The following is an 18,260-nucleotide window of genomic DNA, read 5'->3' as shown; positions in this document are numbered from 1 at the left end:
CAGTTGCGCAGCCTCATTCATAGCCGCATATATTTTTTCTTATGTCTTTTAAAGTCGTTCTCTTTAACGAAATAAAGCTCGTTTGTAACCCTAGTCATTGCTACATAGAGTGGGTTTATTTGAGTAGGTGATAAATGAGTGCTTGAGAAATCTTCCTTAAACAGTGCCGCAAAAGTTTTAGTAAGAATAATACAAGCTTTCTCGTAGGTGTCGCCTTTAGAATAACCCCAATTTATAGTGGGCAAGCAATTATATTTACGGCTATCATTATAGAATAATTTTATAATACTAGTATCTTCCATTACCTCTGAAATTCTAGAATCATCTTCCAACAACTCGTAGCGCCCTTTGATTGTGCTTGATGAATGTAAAATAATTTCCAACTTATTTCTAATGAAACTGCATATTTCCTCCGGAACTCGTCTACTGTTTATTAAAGTACTTTCATCTATGTCTACAGCACCTTTAAAAAGTGCTTTATATTCATCCCTTGAGATAAATGTTTTGCCTTTCTTCGAAAAAGGTTTATTCGTTGAAAAGTTTGATTTGCTAACCGAATGTTGATGAAAGTCCCCTACAGCAAATACGTTTATATTTTTTTCTTTAATAATCAGGGACAATAAATCAAAGTCCTTCCCCATGAAATCCTGGAGTTCATCAATATAAAGCTGGTCGCAAAATTTGAGCATACGTCCTAATATGATTTTTTTGACTTCTTTTGATTGTGCTAATACTAAACCAGACATTCTAGATGAATAATATTTTCGATTATAGATATAGTGCCTATAGTCATTTTGTTTATAATACTTATAATTTGGTTCTCCGTTTATTCTCTGTGGTTCGGGCTCTTTGTTAATTTCCACTCCAGTCGTTATAAGACCTTTACTGCCTCCAATGATTAAGATGGGTTCAAAGGGTTTCAGCAGCCATCGATAAACAAAACTAGCAAATGTTAATACCTGTGTGTTTTTTGGTATCTCTCCATGAATATTATGGATCTCTTTTTTTAGATTAGATACATTCTGTCTAGTATACGTAATGACCAGATTTTTAGAAGTCGGGTTTAAATGATTAGCTATATAGCGTGTTTTCCCCGAACCAGCTACAGCAAGCATTATCGTTGAACGAGCCATTCTATCCCCTCCTGAATGTACTCGGGTAAAACAATAATATTTTTAAAAGTATTCTCTTCAGATATCCGTAAAGCTGCTTCTGTTTTATTTTTTAGCATATATGCAAGGTTTTTATCCATGGGTATTTCGCGATATTCTGCTTTTGTACCAGGCTTAGTATTTGAAATAGTTTTAAGATTAGCAGCGTTTTTATTAAAGAGGCAAACCTCAAAAGTAAACTCACTAACTAAATCGGAACATTTAACATAAATATTGGTATGGTTTTTATTTAATTCATGAATAGATTCAATAGTTTCTTGGTCTCCATCATTATCAGTAATAACTAATAAAGAGTTATTAATTACTTTTGAAAGTTCGATATAGTGTTTATAGGTAATTCCCCCGCCCGATAGGATTTCAATGTATTTTTCTTCTAAAGTATAAGCCAAAGAATTCTTTACAAGTTGTGGCAACAATATGTATTCACTATTTCCCTCTACAAGAATTATCTTCTGAGCTAATATAAAATTCAATAACTGCATATTATCTGTTTTCATAAAATAATCTGCAGTTTCATCAGGCACTTTACTTAGAGAATGGTAGTTTTCATTGCTAATCCATATTGTATTTTGCAAATTCAATCTACTGACTATGAGTGGATTATGTGTAGTAATTATCAACTGAGCACCATCACACATATTTTGGATATCTTTTATTAGTTTTCGAGTACTGACATAACTCAAATGATTTTCTGGTTCTTCTAATAGAATTAGATCACTCTCGACCTCTAAGGCAATTTCCGTTTTAATTAAATTTTCTTTTCCTTTTCCTTTATTTTGAATGGAGATCCCGTTACTTTTTAAATCCAGTAAATTCTCTAAAATTGTTTTATTTTCGTCAATTCCCAAATTATATTCTTTTATAGTTAAACGTTCGGTATTCTCGTCAGCAAAGTTCTGGATGTTTTTCCTTAATTGATAAGAAAGATTTTGCCTATCCGATATTTCAAAGTTATTATTAAAAATTCTTTTTGAGTAGGAATCAAAGAGATTGTTTTTTCGAATAGAATTATCAATTAATACGTTTTTAATTGGTGACTTACTATAAATATATTTTCTTCCGGCAAAAGTGATCCATTCCGCTATGTAGTAATCTGTTGGTATGAATTTTCCATCATAACTCCCATCGTACATTGTCTCTAAAAGTTCGCGATAATTTTCATCAAATTTGTACATGAAATTAATGCCGCTCTTGGGTATAGGAGACGATGAAGAATGGAGTCCATTAAAGTACTCAGAATTCAAAGCATTTTCACCACTAATAAATAACTCAATTTCAATTTTAGGAAGAGCATCGATGGAAGGGGAATTTTTATATTGATTCACAACATCATTATTAAAATACTTTTCGAAGTTATTGGTAGTATTGAATATTTTTTGATTCAGTGCAACATCGATAGCTTCTAAAATGGTGCTTTTACCAGCCTCATTCTCACCGATCAGTACATTAATCCCTTCTTTGAATTCAATATCAAAATTTTTGAATTTCTTAAACCCCTTAATCTTTATCTGTTCGATATACATAAAGTTCTCCTTTTTTAAAGAGTTATCAATGTTTTTGTCATGGTTACGGACCAACGATTGAAGTATATTAACTATTTTGGTATGGATCTCTAAGCGGTCCATTAATATCCGGAGGGGCAGCTTAATCAACCGACATCTTTTGAGATTTCAATACTAAGCAAAGCGGCAAGGATTTTGATCGACTGCGCTATCAGGCATGGTATGATGATCCGTGAAGAGGGTCTGTATATTTAGACGCGTTGGATCGTCTACGTCAGGACTACGATGGGATCCTTAGCGAAGGAACCAAACTTATAGAAATGGTGTATCATACAAATAAGAGTATGACTACTGCAGCGATAATGCTTGCTAATGCTGATACAAATAATATTATGACTGCAGCAGAGATAGTGCTTGCTAATTTATTCGACTTTTCCAACAATAACTCCCCAATCATATGGCTTCTCACTTCCCAGAATAAGACGTTTGGGGAATATTGTCAAAATATTGGAGGCATGGTAGAGATCAGGACAACAAATGAGTATCAGAAAGCTTGTCAAAATGGGCCTTTTCATTCCCTCTGATTACTGAGTACAGATGTTTTTTTGCTTCGGCTGGTACGGTCGTGATTCGTTCAAAATCGTTATATAAAATGGAAGGGAGAGTGATAATATAGTAGAAACGTGTGTACTGATAATAGTGGAAACATTTAATCAGCACATAAAAAAGGAAAGGAAGGGTTTCATTGAGGGAGGGAGAATATGATTCAAATAATATTTAAGAGTTATATCATTCATAATTGAATAAGAAGAATGTGTGTGGGATAATACAATAGGGGAACGTAAGTTCTTTAATTTGATAATAGGACTGTGGTAAATGGGCAAAGCGATTGATGCAATAAACGCTGGTTTGACTTATCAGAATTTATACTTTTGGTTGTTTGCTTCTGAATTGCTACATAAAGATTCGAATATCAAAGAGGTATCTTACGAAGATGATCGAGTTAAATCTTTGGATGATGTTGTTGTTGAATATATAGAACCTGTTACAGGGGACTATGGTATTGATGATGAAATCACTATGGATTTCTACCAGGTTAAATATCATGTTAAAAATACGCATCAGATTGAATTGCTAGACCTCATTGATCCTTCATTTATTAATGCTTCAACGCACTCTTTTTTACACCGAGTAAGGGATGCCATAAAGCAAGGATATACAAATGCCCGATTCCATTTGATAACTCCATGGAATATTCAAAAAGGCGACCTTTTAGAAAATTTATTGGATAATCATCACAACAAGTTGAACTTAGATTCTTTTTTTGACGGAAGACAGAGAACAAAAATCGCACTCGCTCGAAAATCGATGATGAAACAACTTGAACTACATTATGAGGCTGAACTACGGCAAATCCTAAGAAGTATTCGGATTCATCATAGCAAGCCAGGTATTTCACTTTTGATTAAAGAACAGCTTAATCCAAAACTAATGCTTGCTGGGCTTAAACCGATTGATTCAAAGGTTCTCGTCAACCCTTATAATGATCTAATTGTGAATTGTGCAAGTAAAGGAAGTAAAAGCTTTAATAAAGTTAATCTTCTGAAGTTATGTCGAAAAGAGCGACTATACTCGGGTCAACCTTTAATTCTAAAGGATGAAATCCCTGTAGGAATCCGGAGCTTTCTTCCCTATACTGAAACATTAGAAGAAGAGACTAACCATCTTCTGTGTCTTAGTGACCACTTTGATCAACGCCTAATTAAAACAGATCAAAGTTGGAACGGTGACGTTGCACCAAAATTAAAGGGATTTATACAGGATGTCTTTTCTCTAGGCAATGCCTACTTGATCCAATTTAATACACACCTTTCTATAACATTTGTTTCAGGAATGATACTGAATCCAAAATCAGGAGTAAAAGCATTTCCTGTACAGCGAGGAGATGGATTGATGGCTTGGATTCCTGATGTACATTTTGAAGAAGACCAGAATTACACGACATTCATAGAAGAGTTTTCATCTGACCAATTAGATCAAGGTGATACAGTAGTTGCTATTAGTGTAACTCGAAATGTTAAACCTCACGTAGAATGGCACATAGAAAATAACAAGCTAAAAGTACAAGCTTTCTATCATTTTTGCCTGCCGTCAGAGGGATTTAAGGCAATAAAAGATGGCACGCATGCTTGGCTACTAGCTGAGCAAATCATTAAGGCACTAGATAGACGCAATCCAAGTCAAAGAAAAGGAAAAGTTCACCTTTTTATTGCAGCGCCTGGTGGCTTTGTTTTCTTTCTTGGTCAACAAGCATCAAATATACCAGAAATTATACTATATGAGCATAATTTCTCTGGAGATGGATCATATTCTCCTTCATTTATACTCCCACTTTAATAATTTGGAGGTCTCATTATGAATATTCCCACCTATTTTGCAAGATTCCTTAAAGAAATTCGTCTAACAGAGAATCAAGTGAATGATCTTATCAAAGGACATACTACTTTGAGAAATAGATTAGAAGAAGACGAGGATCTATCTAAAATTATTGTAAGTACATTTCTTCAGGGGAGTTATCGAAGGTCTACCGCTGTTCGTCCAAAAGGAGACAGTCGATCGGATGTCGATGTAATTGTAGTGACTAAATTGAGTATGGAGGAATATAGCAATCCAGAAGATGCACTTCAAGTATTTGTTCCATTCATGGATAAACACTATGCAGGTAAATACGAGATTCAGGGACGTTCAATCGGAATTTCATTAAGCTATGTAGATTTAGATGTTGTTATCACGGCCGCCCCCTCGGAAAGTGAAGAGGGAATTTTGGAATCTAATAGTGTAACCGACATGCGGGCTTTGGAGGATATTGAAACATGGTCATTGAAGAAGTCTTGGGAAGTTCTTGAAGAAACATTGGATACGAGCTCTGTTTTAAGAACGTATTCTAATGCGAATGAACCTGAGTGGAAATCGGTTCCCCTGTGGATTCCCGATAGAGAGGCAAAAGAATGGAAACAAACTGATCCTCTAGCTCAAATTAAATGGACTCAAGAAAAAAATAAATCTTGTAATCGCCACTATGTTAACGTCGTTAAGGCTCTGAAATGGTGGAGAAGATCAAATGATGTGCCTAAATATCCAAAGGGCTATCCTTTTGAGCACTTGATAGGCTTATGCTGCCCGGATGATATCCAAAGTGTTGGTCAAGGGGTGACCGAAGTTTTGGAAGAGATTGTAAATAACCATCCTACGAAGCCAGTTATGCCGGATCATGGTGTACCAGATCACGATGTAATGGGCAGAGTGACAAATGAAGAATATGAAGAGTTTTACCAGCTAATTAAAGAAGCAGCTGTAATTGCTAGAAGGGCTACAGATGCTACTACTGTAAAAGAAAGCGCAGAGGAATGGAATAAGCTTTTTGGTTCTAAGTTCCCAACCTCTGAGGCAACCAGCAAGAGTGAGAACAGCTCTGTTGGATTTTCAAAGAGAGAAAATCCAACAACTCAAAATGTTATGGGTGGACGTTTTGGATGATAAATATCGCAGTATCTGAAAATATATACTCTGGTTGTATTCAACTTGATATTGTTAAGGGATACGAACAATTAGAAGAGCTTTATTGGTTTGAAAAGTTAGATAGTTGGGTCCTGCATTTTAGTTTAAATGTGCCTGAATTAAACCAACTCTCTTCTGTACCTCAAACTACCCAGTGGTATATGCTAATAGATCCTCTTTATCCAAGAGGATCTATTAGCATATTTCCCGATAAAATTAGAAGTATCACTCTTACGTATCAACACATGACTGAAAATATAAATGTTGACTATGTTCCTTGGAGATTAGGAAAGATTTGTACCGATTGGGATAGCGGTCAACTGGAATTGTTATCGGACAGTGATGAACTTTTAGATTCTGACAAGCGAATCTCTTGGCATGTACAGAGATTGAAATTATGGCTGATCGCTGCCTCTAACGATTCTTTGGCTGTACCTGGAGATTATTTCGAATTACCTCATACACATTTCAAATCAGAGTTATCCATTGTTTTTGCGGAAGAGCGAAAGGATCTTATAAAGTGGAGTGAAATCTATACTCGGTCTGGTTTGGTATCTCTAAGGGAGGTTAAGGAGAATTCGGATACTATTTATATATCACGCTTCTTTGATAGAGAGTCAGAAGTATTGCAAACCTATGATTGGGGAAAAGTTGTAGAGCTTAATACCCAAACTAAGATACAATATGGAGTATGGGTATTGCTACCCTTTAAACCTATACAACAACCTTGGTCATACCCCAAGACAGTCAGCGATTTAGAAATGGTGTGTAAAGAACACCATTTTGATATCTGGAATGAGATATATGATTTAATGCATACATTCCGTGAGTATAATCGTAATTTTATTATGATTGGCTTTCAAATTCCTCAAATCGTTGGGGAAGAAGATCAGGTGGTTCATTGGATCAGTATTGAAATTGCGAAGTTGACTAGGAAAGTCAAAAGGATTAAAGGATTTAGAAAAGCACGTGACTATTATTTTCATCGAGATCGATTGAATGAGCTAAAACCAGAAAAAGAATTAAATTATATCCGTACTGAGAACTGGAGCAAGGAAGCGATTCTTAGCCGCGGGAGTTTAGATAAAAAAATCCATCAGGATAGTGCATTTTTGATAGGTGCTGGAACGCTTGGTTCAGCTATCGGTGAATTACTATCACGCACAGGCATATCAAAAATCACTGTTTGTGACGATGATATTTTAAAAATAGGGAATCTTTCACGACATATTCTCGGTGTGGATAAAATATCCAGAGAAAAAGCAGAATCTTTATCTAGACGAATAAATCAGAACAATTTACACATTTGGTCATCACATATAAATAAATCTTTCCCAAATCTGAGTGAAGATGAGGTCGAGATTTTAGAAGAACATGACGTCATTATTGATACTACGGGTAGCGATGCAGTCATTGACCATTTATATTCTTTCGACTGGACACTTCCTAAAAGATTTGTGTCTATATCGCTTGGCTTCGGAGCCAAAAGAATGTTTATCTTACAATCAAACAAGCATCCCTTTCCCCGTCAGGTATTTTATGATTTTCTTAAACCATGGATCGAATTAGAACGAGAAGAAAATAAGAAAACAGTCCTTCCAAGAGATGGAATTGGCTGTTATCATCCGTTATTTCCGGCTAGACTTGATGATATTTGGATAATGGCAGGATTAGCAATAAAAGAAATGGAAACATGGTGGCTAGACCCGTTGGGATCTAATATATTTGCTGTATATGAACAACAGCAATTAAACGGGGTATCAGCAGGGGTAATACTGAAACAACGAGAGGTGTTTCAATAATGCTTGTTTATAGATACAGAGATCATGAAAGTGGCTTGGAAGTTGAATTTAGCGAAGATATTTTAGCGTTTATGTTAGCACAATGTACTTCTTATGGTAATTTGGAAACAGGCGGCATTTTAGCAGGTTATTATGACGACACATATAAGAAGGCCGTTATTCTGGGAAGCAGTGCTGCTCCTACTGACTCAAAACATAGTAGAACTAGATTCTACAGAGGTGTAAAAGGCCTTAAGGAATGGTTAAATAAACTTTGGAAAAAAGAGAAGGCTTTTTATTTAGGAGAATGGCACTTTCATCCTTTTGCTACAAGCCAAAGGAGTTCAATTGATTCGAAACAGATGAATGCAATATCCGCTAATCAATCGATGAATTGCCCAGAACCAATATTATTCATCATTGGGGGAGACCCTAATCATAAATACTCAGTTTCCATCAGTGTTTTTTTTGATAGTAAGAAATCGATAGAACTTAAAGAGTATTCAGTTGAAAAAATATGAGATAAGCTTAAAACTACCAGTAGTCTAAGTCAGAATCCTCAGAATTCTAGCACACAACTATATATCAGTATTATAACTGAATTATGATAAACTCAGAAAAATCAATAACTTCAGAACACAACTTTAATACCAAATAACACGACGACCCTTGTAGAATGCAAATAAAGTTATAGCAAATTAAAGTTGTATTGAGCAATGGAAAGTCATATCAGAGTCGAGCAGATGCAGGTTATTTCCTGACATTTGCTCGGCTTTTCTTATAGAGGGGAGTGTACAGAATCCCTAAGTTTGATAACGCCCCGGCATTGTTATTGTCTATCGAGATAAGATATTTGAGGACACTGGTTCCGCTATATTTCCTTGTTCTTAGCATTTCGCAGCAACATGCGGACAAGAGATCCGCTATTACGAGTTATTTGGTGGATTAACCCGTGATTATGGTCCAATAGCAGATCCTGTGTCCGCGTGAACTCCATAATGGGCCGATTCCATCTAAATTACTGATCCTCTGTCCTGGTATCAGAAGATATAAATGTCAAACGGCTACTTTGTTTTAAAATGAAATTAGGATCACCTAGAATTACATCAAAACATTAATAACTAATGGCTTCGCCCTTTATTTTAGAGAGCGAAGCCATTAGTCGTTTTTAGGGATTTACCGGACGGCTCGCTATAGGCGTCTTATGGAAACCAAAATGGAGAAGGGAAGATGCCGGAAAACATTGCCTTGTAAATCTATGTATTCGTTGAAATTCCTACAAAATGGGCCATCCGATACGAATATAGTGATATCAAGGATGTATAGTAGATTTTGTTCCTTTCTAACTCCAACCTGCAGCTTCGCTGGCGAAACTGCAGGTTGGCCCAGTATACTTAAATAACAATACTGTCTTCCAAAGCCGCGAAAAAGCGGTTTTTTGATTTGATCAAGTTATTTATAAATCAATGATTCGATTTATAAAGAATTTATTAACTTTTCAAACCCATCAGTAAATCGAACTAGAATGGATAGCAAGGGGAGGATAAAGCATGGAGCAGAAGAACAGCCATGAATATCAAGAACATAAGGGCAAACTGTTAATCGTTGAGGATGATTCCGGAATTGGTAGGGTCGTGAGAGATCATTTGCGCCGTGAGAATTATGCGGTAACGTGGGCAACAACAGGGCTGGAATGCTGGGAGGATTTCTGCAATGGAGAATATGATCTCGTCTTGGTAGATCTGATGCTGCCGGAAATGGACGGCTTTACACTGAGCAAAAACATTCGGTTGAAGAGCGAAGTTCCCTTGCTGATCATGAGTGCGAGGAGTGAAGACGAGAGCAAAATCCAAGCATTTGGACTCGGAGCGGATGATTATATCACCAAGCCCTTTAGCCTGACTGAGCTTACTTTAAGGGTGGAGGCCCACCTGAAGAAATTCCGGAAATACCAAGGGAGCGAGGAAGGGAAATCTCACCTGTTGTGCTATCGGGGTGGACTTACCGTTGATCCGGTTTTGAAACAGGCTATGTATGGAAATGAATTGCTGGCACTTACGAGTAAGGAGTGGTCACTCCTGCTGTTGCTTTCCACCCATCCAGGGCGTCATTTTAGTAAAAGCGAGCTATATGAACATGTTTGGCAGCAAAAAGTGGTGGACGGCGGGAATACGGTCACTGTGCATATTAAGAGCCTGCGGGCGAAGCTTAAAGAAAATATTCGAACACCCCGATATATTCAAACGGTGTGGGGCAGCGGTTATCGTTTTATCGGTGAGTTCTTATAATGAAGCTTAGGACATGGTTGCTTATTGCTTTTCTAGTGCTCATGCTGCTCCCTCTCGCAGCCGGAATCATGCTGTACCAGCTTATTGGGAAACTGGATGAGCAACGCTCGTTCGCCGATTATATGTCAGCCTCGAAGGAGATATCTGCAGCAGAGACATATTTGCAAAAACCTGAACTCTATCATTTCAATTCTACCCGGGACGAGCGCGAATTGAACGCATTGACGAGTGATGCTTTAAAGATTGAATTATTTAGCCCAAACGGCGTGCTTATTTACTCATCGATGATTGACAGTCAATATACGGAATTTGTTCAAACCACTGAGAGTCTGTACGCAAAATTGTACCAGACGCAAATCAATCCGCGAAGTTATGTGATGAAAAAACCCGTGTTCGTAGATGGTGAAATCGCAGGAATATACCGGATCACGCTGGCCAGGAATGAGTGGAAAGAAGGAGTAAGACATCGGAGTCTATGGGTAGCTGGTTTACTGTGCCTGTTTATAACGGCTTTGTTTATCATCGTTCTGTTGCTCACCCGGCGTAAGTTGATCTTACCGATGCGTATGCTGACAAAACAAATGAGAGCTTTTGCCTTAGGGGAACCGGTGCCTGAGTCTGTATACCGAGGCGGTGGTGAGATGGAAGAGCTTATGAATCACTTTGTGGAAATGAGAAAGACAATCGAAGCTTCGCGTGAAAAGCTATCAAAGCAGCAGGAAGAGAAAGCTTTCATGACAGCTGCTCTGTCCCATGATTTAAAAACACCGCTCACTTCCATTCGGGCCTATGCTGAAGAGCTCGGTAATTTAAAGTTAACAAGAGAGGAAAGTCAGGAATACCTTGCACTCATGATCGGACAGGCCGACAGGATGAGGCATATGCTGGATGATTTGAATTTATATGCTTCCTTGGAATCCAAAATAACAAAGGAAATGCACGTTAAGGTGGACAGTGCGGAATTCATGGAAATGCTGCTGGAGGGGTATGAACCTCTCGCATCGGTTAAAAACATACATTTGGAATCAACTCTTACAGTTAGCGGCGAATTGGAAATAAATCCTCAACTGATGATGCGGATGATGGATAACCTGATCTCCAATGCTATCCGGTATACGCCAGAGGGAGGAAAGCTTTACCTTGGCGCAGTATCCACTTGTTTTGAGATTCCGGAGTGGGTATTCCCACCTTTTAAATCTGTTGTGCATCAGCACTTCAATCAAGAAAAAGCGAAAATTCTGTTGTTGATTCAGAACGATGGAGAGCACATCCCCATGGAAATTCAGGCGATGCTGTACGAACCTTTCTATCAAGGGGAAACTTCTAGAAATCAAGCGGGTTCAGGCAGCTTCGGGCTTGGTTTAACCATTGCTAAAATGGCGATTGAACAACACCAAGGAACGATTATGCTTTTATCAGAGGCGCCGTACGGAACGCTCGTCATATGCGGATTGCCTATTTCAGATAAGGAGAGTTGAGATATGATACAGACAAAGAAAAGGGTTAGAAACATATTAAAAAGAAAACAATTGATTTTCCTTCTAGGGACATCTCTACTGTCAGGTGCACTGATGACAGGCTGTCAGACAGGAGAAGCATTGGCTTATACGGGTGAAGAAATGGTGGAAAAAGCCATTGAAGAGAATAACAAGCCCTTCTCTTACTATGCCGAAGCTGAGATGAACCTTATCGAAGGAGATAAGAGAACGGAATCTATGTCGATTAAAGAATGGTATAACGCAGAGAACGGCAATATGCGTAACGAGATCGCTACACAGGGAAACGATCAAAGCGTGTCCGTGAATGATGGTAAACAGATCATTGTCTATGAGAAAGCCAGAGATACAGCTTATATTATGGATGCCGAGGTGGTTGGACCCCTTAAAAGCTCTCCAAAAGAGAAAATGCTGAGCCAGCTTGAACGCATGCGGAGTACCCATTCCATTGAAACAGTGGCGAAAGAGAAATGGCTTGGGAATGACGTATATCATATCAAGGCGACTCCGCTTGAAGAGGGTAAAAGCACGTTGATTGGTTCTCAGGAGTACTGGGTCAATGCCAAAAACTGGATGGTTGTTAAATCCAAAGTCACAACAGGAGATATCACATCTGAGTTCGCATATAAGCTGTTGGATGAATCTCCGGAAATTACTACTGATACATTTAAACTGGAGGTCCCGGAGAATGTTGAAATGATCTCAATGGAGGACTTCGGTCCGAAATCCGTGACGCTTGAAGAGGCAGAGGCAGCTCTAGGCCACTCGTTCTTGCAGTTCCCTGCCGAAAGTTTCAATCAAATATCTGTGGAAATGTTTGAAGGTAGCGGAGAGTTGGATCGAACCGAAGTGATGATAAATTACCTGGAGGAAGGGAAGACGGCTTTAAGTCTGTCCGTGTTCAAATCTCCCGAGAACGAGGATCAGGAAGAAGAGTTTGGAGAACCGGTGATGGTCAGAGGTCACAAGGGGGACTATTTAAAAGAAATCGAAGTCATCAGCTGGGATGAGGAAGGTCTGAGATACACCCTGATGGCTGCGCAACAGGGTACCCAAAATAAGCTGGATCAACTTCTTGAATGGGCAGAACTACTGACAGACACGAGACCTGAGTAACATGTATGTAATTAAAATTGAACTATAGAGTTACGCCGTTCGATAATCAGAAACCCTGTACTTGTTCAAAGGCACAGGGTTTCTCGCATTTGGATTCATTCAAAATTTAAGGAAGGATTATCCTATAACGATTGATATCGATAAGTATAGCAAAGAGGCTGCGCCCCTGAAGATTAAGGGACACAGCCTCTTTGCTATACTTACTCAATCGATTCCACCTGAATGACAGGTACCTGCGTGATCTGACCGGATACGGTGCTGTCACTACTTCCGTTATGTTCTTGTTGAACATCATCCGGATTGATCTCCTCTGTAGTGACGGCGTCACTTGGATTCTCGGTTTCATCTATAGTGTCTCCATTGTGTCCGTCAGCCTGCTCGGTCCCCGGTTCAACGGGATTTGAAGTAGTGGAACTCTGGCTTCCCGGGATCTCCAGCTGCTGATACTCGCCGATGAATGTTCCGATTAGGGTTGTGCTCCCTGCTGGGAAATTCAGATCCCCTCTTAAAATGACATGGTATCCATCGCGTTCAGCAACGACTTCGCCATAGCCACCCTCCAGGATATGGACAGAGAAGCGAACCTTCTCATTCGGATACTTCTCGATATTAGCGATATCGATGTCGGTAAAATGAACCTGATATCCTGTGAATCCGTATTGGTCTCCCTGACGCTCGAAGATAGCGATCTCGTCGGGGCTTGCTCCTTCCAGATTGGTGACCAGCAAAGACTTATCCGGCTGGGCCTGGTAGCCTTCGGCCGTGAACTGGAACAGCAGCGTCAGATTGGCATCTCTGGCTTCATACCCTGAATACAATACCAGTCCGGTTCCTACATCGCCCTCCACAAGGATGACCGGATTCTTAGCGGTGCTAAGCGATTCCTCAACTGAAACCTGTTGGATGGCGATGTCGGACGGGTAATCATGGTTTTGGAATAATTGCACCGTTTCATCGGCTTTCAAGACCGCTAAATAGATGATACTTCCCTCATCGACTCCAATGGCATAGGCCAATCCTCCAAAGCGATTCCCGCCTCCGCTTACGTAGCTGAAGCTTCCTTTGAGACCCGCCGCTTGAAACAAACGAATCGGATCGTGGATCGTCCAGGCCAATTCGGCAGCTTGTTGTTTACCGCTCATATCCTGGTATCCCGACAACGCATCATAAAGAGCTATCGCTTCCTCGTAGTTCTGATCTTGCACCATTCCATCAGCAGCTGCAATCCACCGATTGATCTGATTCTGAATATAGTCCATGATTTCCGCGTTCTTCCGCTCGTTTCGTTCCAGGTACTCACTGTACCCCATGGCGTGCGAAGCAAAATCGGAGGGCCGCTCTCGCTGGACATCCCTTTGCAGCATGGTATACACAAGTTCATCGGTCTTGCCGTTCAACCAGGCAGCCGGCAGTGATCGGCTGGCATATTCGGAGCTCATAGACTGCGACCAATTCAACATGTCGGTATACTGTCCGGCTCCTGCCAGACGGGTTAGAATCATTTCGTCATAACGCTGGAACAGACGGAGCAGCTTGTCATTCTTCTGCTTCTCCCCGCCGTAGAATGAATCGGGAATACGGAGCAAATTCCATTTGAAGCTGTTGTCGTCATACTTTTGCTCTTCAACCAGTTCATCGGCCTGACGGGTAAACAAACCAATGAACTGCAGGAATATCCGTTTCACATCGTCGGGGATTCCGTAGAACGCAGCAATTTCATCGTAGTAGGAAGCATAAGCCCCTTGTTGCCCGGCAAGTTTCAGCTCCGCGTCAAGCAATTCGGCATACACGTTCATAAAGCCGGAAAAATCGCCTGCTTCCCCGACCCGGCTCAATCGATGATCAAGCGAGGAAAGGCTCTGCTTCATGGAAGTAATGGGTTCAAGCTCTTGCAGTCTTGAGGCAAGCAGCTCTTCTTTATATAGAAGGGAGCGATTATTTCGCGCTTTTTGATACCATTCTTCTGCCTGAACGAGCTTCTTCTGAGCATACAATAGCTCTGCTTGCGCCATCGATTCGATTTTCTGATAGATATGAATTCCCTTATATCCGATCAGCAGCAGAAGGACTATACATAAAAAAAGATACAAATTACGCAGGGTTAGCGTGTTTTTCATCGTCATAACGGTATAGCCCCTCTAATCCCATTTTTGAAAATCAGGGTCCGAGCGGTAGTGTTCATTATAAATGGCCGACACCCGGTCCCGCAGGCCGTTCCACGACAAGCCGGGATTGCGCCGTACGATCTGATACAAGCGGAGGAAGCGATATCTCGGCAATCCATCCGCATAGCGGCTAATGAAATCAGGGAAGGTATCGATGTATTTTTTCTTCCGTACCGCTGCCCCGGCGGCGTCGATCATAATCTGCCTGCCTTGCTCCATCCGCAAAATGTTGGATTCATGGTCGAGCAGGTATTGGATGGCTTTGCTGTTAATCAACTCGCGTTTAATTTTGGCGATTTCACCGATATAGGCGGCTAAGTCCGGATCAAAATCATCCAGCAGCAGCGGCTCAAGCTCAAGCTCCATATCCTTGCGCAGGCTGAAGCTTTGAAGGAGAACGATCTGCTGCAGACGGATGCGGTCATTTCGGACCAAAAAGGCAATTTCCCTGACGATTTCATACCCTAGCTGGGCATCTTCCTTGATGGCGGCAGAAGCCGTCGCTTTGTTCAGGTCAAGGCCTTCAAGAATCTGTTTTCGCTGACTTCTTATAAGCTTGTCCAGAGCGTGCAGGGTCTCGGAATGCAGCACTCGCCGCTGGATCAGCCATAACCATACAAGCAGGACCACCATACAAGCAAAGGAGATCACGATCTGCAAGAAGGTCTGACTAAGAAGCACGGCAGAGAGCCCTATTATATAGAAGAGAAGTCGGTCACTCTGCATGGAACGCTTGGCCATTTTCTCTGCAAGTTCCATAACGGGAACAAGGGCGTTGCGTTTACAGTGAGCGCAGCTGTCTTCCCAAAGAATCGTGAAATGGTGGCAATGTTTGCAAACCCTTAACTTTTGGTAGACATATCTCGTTTTACTATAGGGGCGAAGTTGTACGGGTTTTTTCTTATCCATGCTGTTCCCTCTGTGAGTTGGCAACTTCAAGCAGAGTCTGATGCAGCTGCTCCGGTGTCGGGGCGTTCTTCTTACGCTTGAAGTAGGCCGTGATCTTGATGATGACAAAAAGAAACAAAATCCCGAGACATCCGTATGTAATCATATATCTATTCCTTTCGGCATCGTATTTGTTCGAAAATGGCGGGTGAGGCTTGTGTCCTAAGTTCGGGTGGTACGACTGATTATGTTGAACTTTGGCAGGTATAATTATATCATATGGACATAGTGCTGGTATATTTTAGTGATTAGCATGGTATTTTCTATATAAATACACCAGAGAAATGGATGTTCCCGGTATGTTTTTAAGCTTTCTTTCATGTAATTTTAAGACTTATTGCCTACAGTTAGACTAACGGTCTGACAAACGAACCGAGGCATCCACCTGATGCTAGACTAAATGGATGAAGGAGTAATTCGATGTTACGTAAAAATAAATGGCTTCTCTCTTTGATGGCAGCGGTGCTGCTGACCCTGACCTGGAGCGGAGGAACCATGCCTCAGGCAATGGCTGCCTCGCAAGGCTCCAAGATTGATGCCGTACTGGTGATGGATGCCAGCAACTCCATGAAAAACAGTGATCCGGAGAGGATCAGCAGCGAAGCGATGAAGATGTTTATCGACATGCTGGCCACCACCGGCGACAAGGTCGGCGTCGTATCCTATACTGACCGGATTCAGCGGGAGAAAGCGCTGCTTGAAATTCAGTCGGAGGCGGACAAGACCGCGCTGAAGGAGTTTATCGATCAGCTGGATCGCGGTCCGTACACGGATATGTCCGTAGGCCTTGATGAAGCCGTGAAAGTGCTGAAGCAGGGAATGGACCCGGCGCATGCGCCGATGATCGTTGTTTTGGCCGACGGTAACAATGACCTGGATCCAAACACAGGCAAGACGAGCCAAGAAGCGTCAGATCAGTTAGAGCAAGCCGTCAAGGAGGCCAAGGGGAGCGGCATCCCGATTTATACGATCGGGCTGAATGCCGACGGGAAGCTGAATAAAGAAACGTTGGATGAATTGGCAAACCAAACGGGTGGCAAGTCCTTTACTACCAGTTCGGCGGATGACCTTCCGCAAATATTAAGCGAGATTTTTGCCAGCCACCAGCAGCTTAAAATCGTTCCGGTACAATCCATTACCGGCAACGGAAGCTATCAGGAAGTTACGGTTCGTGTGCCGAATGCGAACGTGCTGGAGGCGAACATTTCCATTATGTCCTCAAGCCCGGTCGACGTGAAGCTGGTCGATCCTGCCGGCGCTGAGCAGACTATTCCTTCGGGCAATGTCCTGCGATCTACTTCCAATTCCTACTCGCTGCTCAAGCTGCTGAAGCCGCAGCAAGGCGATTGGAAGCTGCAGGTGAAAGGCGTATCGAAAGACAAAATCGACATTAACCTCGTATTCAACTACGACCTGGAGCTGACCATGGATCCTCCGCCACCTTCAAAGGTAAAGGCAGGAGACACGATCGATATTAAGGCATATCTCGTCAGCAATGGACAGAAGCTGCAGGACCAGGAGCAGTATGGCAATATGACGGCCAAGCTGTTGGTTAAGGATCTGGACACCGGGGACGAGTCAGAGGTCGAGCTTGAGAATAAAGGCGGCAGCTTTGAAGGGAGTTACAAGATTCCGCAAAAGCACGACTACGAGCTGAAGGTACGGGCGGAGGAGCAGAGCTTCTACCGCGAAAGCGTGCCTGTGAAGATTAGCGCAAAAGCGGCAGCCGCGGGCTCAGGAAGCGGCGGGAAGGAGATGACTGCGGGCGAGGATGCGAAACCTTTTCCATTATGGCCCGTAATCATTGGCATCGCGGCGCTGCTCATGGTTGGAGCGGCTGCATATTTCATACTCGGCGCGATTAAGAAAGCGAACAAAGGCTTTGTCGGCCAGATCGTGATCGAGATCAGAGACGAGAACACGGGCGAGAAGACGTTTCCGCAATACAAGAAGCTGACTTCGTTCAAAGGGAAGTTCAATCTGCATCAGCTTCTGCAGCTTGCTCCCGAGCTGAAGGAGACCGAGAAGATCTTATTCATGCCGGGCAAGAACGACCGCATTATACTTAAAAACAATTCTTCAGCCGTGGTTGAGAAATCCGGCCGCGCGCTGGATGCATCGAATGGCACGGAGCTTAAGAACGGAGACCGGCTGAGAGTTTCCCTGCAGCAGGCGGACAAAACGATACTATTTGAATATTTGGCTTAAAGTGCGCGTGTTCAAAAATGGCTGCT

13 protein-coding genes are annotated in these 18,260 nt (G+C 41.5%); 8 read left to right on the top strand and 5 right to left on the bottom strand.

All coding sequences use genetic code 11. From position 1 onward, the window contains the following. Positions 1-17: 17 nt before the first annotated feature. Both MKX98_RS30035 and MKX98_RS30030 read right to left on the bottom strand, forming a co-directional pair. Entirely contained in the window at positions 18-1,133 is a 1,116-nt protein-coding gene (locus MKX98_RS30035) for an AAA family ATPase (protein WP_063477420.1), read from the bottom strand. Next, entirely contained in the window at positions 1,115-2,695 is a 1,581-nt protein-coding gene (locus tag MKX98_RS30030; protein WP_063477419.1) for an AAA family ATPase, read from the bottom strand. Before MKX98_RS30030 ends, MKX98_RS30035 begins: the two co-directional genes overlap by 19 nt. An 855-nt stretch (positions 2,696-3,550) precedes the next feature. Between MKX98_RS30030 and MKX98_RS30025 the strand changes: the two genes are divergently transcribed. The 7 genes from MKX98_RS30025 (at position 3,551) to MKX98_RS29995 (ending at position 12,913) form a co-directional block, all read left to right on the top strand. Then, complete coding sequence (locus MKX98_RS30025; RefSeq protein ID WP_063477417.1) at positions 3,551-5,071, top strand: SAVED domain-containing protein; 1,521 nt, start codon at positions 3,551-3,553, stop codon at positions 5,069-5,071. Between the two features lie 18 nt (positions 5,072-5,089). Then, entirely contained in the window at positions 5,090-6,211 is a 1,122-nt protein-coding gene (locus tag MKX98_RS30020; RefSeq protein WP_071220929.1) for a nucleotidyltransferase, read from the top strand. After that, positions 6,208-8,034 (top strand): ThiF family adenylyltransferase, encoded by a 1,827-nt coding sequence (locus tag MKX98_RS30015; RefSeq protein ID WP_071220928.1) that lies wholly within the window; start codon positions 6,208-6,210, stop codon positions 8,032-8,034. Before MKX98_RS30020 ends, MKX98_RS30015 begins: the two co-directional genes overlap by 4 nt. Continuing rightward, a complete protein-coding gene (locus MKX98_RS30010; RefSeq protein ID WP_071220927.1) occupies positions 8,034-8,534 on the top strand; it encodes a Mov34/MPN/PAD-1 family protein in 501 nt (166 codons plus the stop codon). The genes MKX98_RS30015 and MKX98_RS30010 overlap by 1 nt, the downstream gene beginning before the upstream one ends. A gap of 1,029 nt (positions 8,535-9,563) precedes the next feature. Next, positions 9,564-10,301 carry a response regulator transcription factor gene (locus MKX98_RS30005; RefSeq protein WP_339220069.1) on the top strand — a complete coding sequence of 246 codons (738 nt, stop codon included), beginning with the start codon at positions 9,564-9,566 and terminating at the stop codon, positions 10,299-10,301. A gap of 512 nt (positions 10,302-10,813) precedes the next feature. After that, positions 10,814-11,779 carry a HAMP domain-containing sensor histidine kinase gene (locus MKX98_RS30000; RefSeq protein WP_339220067.1) on the top strand — a complete coding sequence of 322 codons (966 nt, stop codon included), beginning with the start codon at positions 10,814-10,816 and terminating at the stop codon, positions 11,777-11,779. 3 nt (positions 11,780-11,782) lie between these two features. Further along, positions 11,783-12,913: an outer membrane lipoprotein carrier protein LolA gene (locus MKX98_RS29995; RefSeq protein WP_339220065.1), complete on the top strand. Its 1,131-nt coding sequence runs from the start codon at positions 11,783-11,785 to the stop codon at positions 12,911-12,913. A gap of 200 nt (positions 12,914-13,113) precedes the next feature. Here the strand turns inward: MKX98_RS29995 and MKX98_RS29990 are convergent, their stop codons facing one another. The 3 genes from MKX98_RS29990 to MKX98_RS29980 all read right to left on the bottom strand — a co-directional run bounded on the left by MKX98_RS29990 (position 13,114) and on the right by MKX98_RS29980 (position 16,132). Further along, positions 13,114-15,036, bottom strand: coding sequence for a hypothetical protein (locus MKX98_RS29990; RefSeq protein ID WP_339220063.1), 1,923 nt, complete (start codon positions 15,034-15,036; stop codon positions 13,114-13,116). Between the two features lie 15 nt (positions 15,037-15,051). Beyond that, positions 15,052-15,837 carry a hypothetical protein gene (locus MKX98_RS29985; RefSeq protein WP_339220061.1) on the bottom strand — a complete coding sequence of 262 codons (786 nt, stop codon included), beginning with the start codon at positions 15,835-15,837 and terminating at the stop codon, positions 15,052-15,054. Between the two features lie 142 nt (positions 15,838-15,979). After that, positions 15,980-16,132 (bottom strand): hypothetical protein, encoded by a 153-nt coding sequence (locus tag MKX98_RS29980; RefSeq protein WP_164817485.1) that lies wholly within the window; start codon positions 16,130-16,132, stop codon positions 15,980-15,982. Positions 16,133-16,446: 314 nt separating this feature from the next. Here MKX98_RS29980 and MKX98_RS29975 point away from each other — a divergent pair, with 314 nt between their 5' ends. Then, the gene (locus MKX98_RS29975) at positions 16,447-18,234 is read left to right on the top strand and encodes a vWA domain-containing protein (protein WP_339220060.1); all 1,788 of its coding nucleotides are present in this window, start codon (positions 16,447-16,449) and stop codon (positions 18,232-18,234) included. Positions 18,235-18,260: the final 26 nt, after the last annotated feature.

It is taken from the genome of Paenibacillus sp. FSL W7-1332, assembly GCF_037969785.1.
In the GTDB taxonomy this organism is placed as follows: Bacteria; Bacillota; Bacilli; order Paenibacillales; family Paenibacillaceae; genus Paenibacillus_AQ.
This window is presented reverse-complemented; position numbering and strand designations above follow the sequence as displayed.